Source organism: Desulfatiferula olefinivorans, assembly GCF_054657895.1.
In genome coordinates this window covers 1-6,764 of the sequence record NZ_BAAHXV010000069.1, presented here as the reverse complement: position 1 = coordinate 6,764, position 6,764 = coordinate 1, and the positions used below count along the sequence as shown (strand labels likewise).

General features: G+C 54.8%; 5 protein-coding genes. 1 reads left to right on the top strand and 4 read right to left on the bottom strand.

What is annotated here, in order from left to right; translation table 11 throughout:
* Positions 1-290: 290 nt before the first annotated feature.
* Together ACYQ11_RS21565 and ACYQ11_RS21560 are read right to left on the bottom strand one after the other, a co-directional pair.
* Complete coding sequence (locus ACYQ11_RS21565; protein ID WP_459925906.1) at positions 291-1,724, bottom strand: sigma-54-dependent transcriptional regulator; 1,434 nt, start codon at positions 1,722-1,724, stop codon at positions 291-293.
* A 1-nt stretch (position 1,725) separates the two neighbouring features.
* Entirely contained in the window at positions 1,726-3,450 is a 1,725-nt protein-coding gene (locus ACYQ11_RS21560) for a transporter substrate-binding domain-containing protein (protein WP_459925905.1), read from the bottom strand.
* A 438-nt stretch (positions 3,451-3,888) separates the two neighbouring features.
* Here ACYQ11_RS21560 and ACYQ11_RS21555 point away from each other — a divergent pair, with 438 nt between their 5' ends.
* Positions 3,889-4,863: a hypothetical protein gene (locus ACYQ11_RS21555; RefSeq protein ID WP_459925904.1), complete on the top strand. Its 975-nt coding sequence runs from the start codon at positions 3,889-3,891 to the stop codon at positions 4,861-4,863.
* Between the two features lie 190 nt (positions 4,864-5,053).
* On the opposite strand, the gene ACYQ11_RS21550 is transcribed toward ACYQ11_RS21555, so the two are convergent.
* Both ACYQ11_RS21550 and ACYQ11_RS21545 read right to left on the bottom strand, forming a co-directional pair.
* Positions 5,054-5,476, bottom strand: a complete 423-nt coding sequence (locus ACYQ11_RS21550) for a hypothetical protein (RefSeq protein WP_459925903.1) — start codon at positions 5,474-5,476, stop codon at positions 5,054-5,056.
* A gap of 294 nt (positions 5,477-5,770) precedes the next feature.
* Positions 5,771-6,764 (bottom strand): methyl-accepting chemotaxis protein (locus ACYQ11_RS21545; RefSeq protein WP_459925902.1); only part of this gene is annotated, 994 nt, incomplete at its 5' end.

The window sequence follows — 6,764 nt, the reverse complement described above, 5'->3', positions numbered from 1 at the left end:
GTTTCTGCCATGACATGGGATGCCCACAGGAGCCTTGCCGTGCGACATGCCCCGGCATGTCCGGATTGACTCTGTGTCTTTGTGTCTCTGTGAGAGTCTTAAAACCGGCTTCACCGAAGGGTCGCCAGTCTTTTTTTTCTCACGGAGACACCAAGGCACAGAGAAAACATGACCCTGCCAAGGGCATGGTACACGGCGTCTGGCTGAGTAACACCAAGTGCAGGTCCAGGCGATGGCACCCTTCAGGAAAAACGCAATCAACCGGGCACAGACATGCGATTGCCCTGCCCTCAGGATCTGTTCATCTGCTTGAGCCGTTTGCTCAAGGCCGGCTGCGAGATCCCCAGAAGCCTGGCGGCGAGGGTCTGGTTCCCGCCGGACCGAGCCATGGCTTCCCGGATCAGCATGGCCGACGATTCGCTCAAGGTGGGGAGTTCGTCGAGCGTGGAAAAGGGATTGGCGTCCGATCCGGCAGCGGGTTCAGCCTCCGGCGGGCCGGACGGTGTGGTCCGGCGGTTCAGCCCCATGTTCTTTTTGAACGTCTCCATGGACAGGGTCCCCCGGCCGTGGGTGGACACGGCATCGAACACCATGGCCTTGAGCTGGCGGATATTGCCGGGGAAGTGAAAGGCGGACAAAAGAGCGATCAGCTCCCTGGGCCGGGCGGGAACCGTGCGGCCCGTTTCCGCGGCGGCCAGATGCATGAAATGATCGAGCAAGAGGGGAATGTCGTCCTTCCGTTCACGCAAGGGGGGAAGATGCACATGGTGGGTATGGAGCCTGTAATACAGGTCCTTGCGGTAGTCCCCTTCTTTTTCTTTTTTCAAAAGATCCTGATGGGTGGAGCAGACAATGCGGGCCGGCGAATGTTTCGGCGTATCGCTGCCCACGGGATAGTACTCCCCGTTTTGAATGAGCCGGAGCAGTTTGACCTGGGACGCCGGGCTCAGATCCCCGATTTCATCGAGAAAAAGGGTCCCCGAACCGGCGGACTCGATCAGCCCCATCCTGCGGTGATCCGCACCGGTGAAGGCGCCTTTGGTATGGCCGAACAGGGTATCGGAAAACATCGTGTCATCGAGTCCCGCCACGTTCACCGTGACCATGGGCAGGCCCGCTCTGCTGATGGTGTGCACGGCCCGGGCGGCCAGTTCCTTGCCCGTGCCGCTTTCCCCGGTGATCAGCACCGGCTGGTTGGTCCGCGACACGGCCTCGATATACCCGAACACCGACAGCATGAAACCGTTGCGTGTGACGATCTCGGAAAAAGCCTCGGGGTGCCGGAGGGTTCCCGGAAGAAAAAGCCCTTTGATGAAGCGGTTTTCCCGCTCCAGTTCACAGCGACGGACGGCGTTTAACACCGAGGCCGTGAGCCGGTCCCCGGTCTGGGTCTTGACGATATAATCCATGGCGCCCTCTTTCATGCACGCCACGGCCAGATTCACCTGATTCATGCCGCTGACCACGATCACCTGAACCTCGGGAAAGGCCTCACGGATCTGTCTGAGCAGGTCTTCCCCGGACAGATGGGGCATGTTCAGATCCAGAAGCACAAGGCCGACATCCGATTCGGAAAGGATACCCGTCACCTTCCGGCTGTCCGTACAGGTGAGGATATGGGAGATCCCCGCCGAGCGTTCGAGGGTGATGGCAAGACTCCGCAGCCAGGAGGGTTCGTCATCCACCAGAAGCACGGCAAAGTCAGGGTAAAGAGCATCGTTCATGTCAGCATCCTTCATGTGTTTTTTCATCAACCCCGTCCATGGGAGGAAAGGACAGCCGGACCGTGGTCCCCTGCCCCGGGGTCGAGACGAAGTCCAGGGTCCCCTGCTGGGCCTTGACAATACCGGCGGAGACGGACAGCCCGAGCCCCGTGCCCCCCTCGGCCCGCCGGGTTGTAAAAAACGGATCGGTTAGATGGGGGAGATGCTCTTCGTCAATGCCGCAGCCTTCATCGGCAACGATCAGGACTGCCCGGCCCGATTCCGGATGCCGCTCGGTGGTCACGGTGATGGCCTGATCGGGACGATCCAGGGCCTGACAGGCATTCAGCACCAGATTGATGATCACCTGCTCGACCCTCTGGGGGTTCACGCTGATCGTCGGCAGGTCCCGGCCATAGGTGACCGTTACACGGCGGGTTGCCGTTTCAAGGGCCGTTTTGACCAGTCGAAGGGCGTTTGCCGTAAGGGCATTGAGATCTACGGCCTCTTTGTGATCGTCGTCGCGCTGCCGTCCGAAATCTTTCAGATCGTCCACGATGGATCGGATCCGCAGGGCGGCATCCCGTGTTTCGGTAAGCATGTGGGGTATCTCGTCACGCATGCGGGAGTATTTCAGGCCCCCCAGCATGAAATCTCCGGAGGCGGCGTAATGGGCATCCAGAATGGGGGCCGCGTCATCAAAGGCGTCGCTCAGAACCGGAAGGTTCATCAGAATCAACCCGTTGGGATTGTTCAACTCATGGGCGATGCCCGAGACGAGGTACCCCAGCGACGCCATTTTATCGGCCTGAACCAGCTGTTTCTGGTGCATGGCAAGCTCGTCTGCCGCCTTTTTTCGGGCCTCGATCTCCGCATGGAGTTCCCGGGTCCTGAGCGCCACCTGTTTCTTCAGGGAACGCGACCAGAGAAGGCTCACGAGAATCATCACAACCAGAATGAGAAAGACGGCCCCGCCCGTGCGAAGGACCTGGGTCATGGTCAGCCCCGGCTCAAGGACGCCCAACCATTTCCGGTGTATGCGTCCCAGTTGGCCTGTTTTCTTCAAAATCGCCAGGGCTTCGGTGATGCGGGCGGTGAGCTCGGGGTCGCTTTTCCTGACGGCATAGCCGTATTTCTGAACCGCCACGGGCCGTCCCACCGGCCGGATATTGGACAGGCCGTACTCCCGGATGAAATACAATCCCGGCAGATGGGCCACGACGGCATAGTCATGGATTCCCGCCGACAGCTGACGCAGGGCGTCGGCCTGATAATCGACGGGGACGGGGATAATGCCCATGGGATGGGCTTTCAGGGTGTCGTGCATGATGCCGTTTCTCTGAACCAGCACCGTTTTCCCCGATAGCGCGTCCAGGGTCGTCACATCAGTCGTCCCTTCACGGACAAAGATGGAATGGTGGATCAGGGTGTAGGGAGGAGAAAAATCCACCTGCCGGGCCCGTTCCTCCGAGTAGGACATGCCCTGAAGCACATCGATTTCGCCCGCGTCAAAGGCCGCCCGCATCACGTCCCAGGAATCCAGCCGGATCGTTACGGTAACGCCCATCACCCGCCCAAGAGCCTGGGACAGTTCCACCGAAAACCCCGACGGGCGGTTGTTTTCATCAAGAAATTCATAGGGCGGATACTTGGCGTCCCCTCCGATCAGCAGGGTGTCCTGCGGCCCGGCCACAGCCCCGCCGCAGGCAAGAAAAAGAAGAAAACCTGCGGCCAATGCCCTCAGCAAAGGGCTCGGTCCCGCGGCTCGGTGAGGGTTATGTCCACAATGAACGTCCATAAGAGCCATCGCACGTTTGAACACGTTCCTGAAAGAAGAAAAAAGGGTCCCTCCATCGCTTTAACCGGCGGGAAGCCCTGTTTTTTCAGCGTGATAATGTGAATAAGAGCCTACATTTCAACGCCCGTAATGTCAAGAAATGCCTTGGGGCCATGGACGCGGACATGGGCAGGGCAATCGCATGTCTGAGCCCGGTTGATTGCGTTTTTCCTGAAGAATGAACAGACATGCGATTGCTCTGGGAACAAAGCCCTTACGCAAATACTGAACACCATTTGTCAATCAAAACGCTCGTGCCGGATCTGAAACCCGAGGAAACGACAGGCAAAGCCGTCACGTGCGTAAGAAAGCCGACCGGTGACAATCCAAGACGAACGGAGAACGAAAATGAATCTGAAACAGCTCCCCCCTGATCTACGCATCCACATGGTTATTGGCCTTTTCATCGTTGCGTTTCTGATTGCCATGGCGTCCTGCGGCGGGGACGATGAAAACGGCGACACATCCGTCGACGAAAACACAGCGCAGCTATGCTCGGACGGCGACGACAACGACGGGGACGGATTCACCGACTGTGACGACTGGGATTGCACCGGACTGGGCTCCTGCCTGAGCGACGAAAACACCGAACAGGCCTGCTCCGACGGCAAATCCAATGACGGCGATGCCTACATCGACTGCGACGACTTTGATTGTGACGCCACCACCTGGTGTTCCCAGGCCGGCGATGAAAACACCGCCGATCGCTGCAACGACGGCGTGGACAACGACAGGGACAGCCTGACGGACTGTGACGATCCGGACTGCACCGGCATCGGCGCATGCGCCGTGGCTGAAAACACGGCGGACCAGTGCTCGGACGGCCTCGACAACGACGGAGACGGCTTCACCGACTGTGACGACTGGGATTGCACCGGACTGGGCTCCTGCCTGAGCGACGAAAACACCGAACAGGCCTGCTCCGACGGCATATCCAACGACGGCGACGCCTACATCGACTGCGAGGATTTTGATTGTGACGGCACCACCTGGTGTTCCCAGGCCGGCGATGAAAACACCGCCGATCGCTGCAACGACGGGGTGGACAACGACAGGGACAGTCTGACGGACTGTGATGATCCGGACTGCACCGGCATCGGCGCATGCGCCGTGTCTGAAAACACGGGGCAGCTGTGCTCGGACGGCCTCGACAACGACGGGGACGGCTTCACCGACTGTGACGACTGGGATTGCACCGGACTGGGCTCATGCCTGAGCGACGAAAACACCGAACAGGCCTGCTCCGACGGCATATCCAATGACGGTGACGCCTACATCGACTGCGAGGATTTTGATTGTGACGGCACCTCCGTCTGCCCATGAAAAGATGCGGCCATAGGCGACCACGCCGATCATTGAACAGGAGGAATACTTCATTTTCGCATTGCATCTGACGTTTGGGCTCAACGTTCCCAGGGAGCCGGGTGTCACGACGTTTTGATCGGGCGAAAGGATTCAGGAAAAGCGTCTCGGGGCATAGGCCACCGCACTGTTTTAGTCTCCTAAACGACAGCTATTTATTTTCTAAAGCACCAACATTTTCATATCTGCTGAGATCAATCTTGGGAGGATTAATAAACTTCATCCATTCCAATGTAATATCTGTAAGGTCAATCTCGTCGTGATAATTCGCCATATGCTCTGAAACAACAATGTCTTGTTTTGTTGGGCCCAGCTCAGACGCCAGGCGCATCTCTGAGTTTCTTTTGCCCATATCCACTGGAATTTTTTCCAATGCCCGAACCTCCATTGTGAGCGTTTCCTCCGTTTCAGCATCAGTGCTACAGGCCTCGGGCAATTGAGTGAAGCACACTCCTTCTTCTGCGACAAATCCCCTCATATCATTTTCAGAAAGTGAAACCAAATCAGCTATACAAAATGTCGAAAAGACAACCAAATACAATTGAACAGCTATAATGTATCCAGGGCATTTCACTACGTTATGACACTCCATCCACTAACGGAAAAATGATTGACATACACCAAAAAAACAATTTCTCTTTGTAGCGTATTCAATTTTTTTTTCAACATAAAAAGATAATGGCCCTGTAAAAAACCACTAAAGGAGGAAAAAGGGACGGGTTAAACTTGTTCTTCACTGCGGCGTACCATAAGTACGCCTCATTCCTTACGGATTCGCGACGCCGTGAACTCGAACTTTTTTAGCGTCATGTGATGACGTTTTACGAGACCATCATGATTTAATGATCAAATGTTTAGTACGGATGATTTATATTTTGAATGTTCCGACTAATTTTTTTAAAGTATCGGCCATCTTTGTCAAGTCATTGGCACTTGAATTGAGCATTGTACTGCTGTCAGCCATTTCATTTGCAGATCTATTCACATCGGATATATCCGACGCAATTTCAGATGTAGCTTCAGTGCCTAAGCTGATATTTTCATTCATATCCTGTAGAGCGCATGACGCCTGGGAAATATTACCTGCAACCTCTTTCATGGTGACAGACTGTTCTTCTATGGAAGCCGCAATAGAAACGACTATTTCGTTTGCTTCGTTGATGACATTGGCAATCTTTTGAATTTCATCAACTGTTTCACCTGTTGAGCCCTGTATACTTTCAATTCGTTGTTTTATCTCGAGAGTTGCCTCTGCCGTTTGCTTAGCCAGTTCTTTAATCTCATTGGCGACAACTGCGAACCCTTTTCCTGCTTCTCCTGCTCGTGCAGCTTCGATGGTTGCGTTCAATGCAAGAAGATTGGTCTGCTCCGAAATTTCTGTTATTGTTTCTGTTACAGAATTAATAGACATGGCGGCATTTCCCAATTCATCAACTTTACCTTTTGTGCTGGCTGCAATGGTTACTGCACCACTTGTTATATCCCGGGCTTTTTCAGAATTTTTTGCAATTTCGTCTACAGTAGCCGTTATTTCTTCGGTGGATGCCGCGACCATGCTAATCCCAGTAGAGGTCTCTTCCATTGCTGCTGCAATCGAGTTGATACGTGATTTCATTCCCTCGGCTGAATCAGCCACCATATCGCTTTTCTTGGACATATTGCCTGCGCCGCCGGATAATTGTCCGGAAAGTTTCGACAGTGCTACCGCTGCCTGGGACAGGGTTTCAGCATTATCAGAAATTTCACGGATGACGTTTCTGATTTTTTCAAGAAAGAGGTTGAACCACTTGGACAATTCACCAAGCTCATCTTGTGAATCAACCGTCAGCCTTTTGGTAAGATCCCCTTCTCCTTCGGCAATA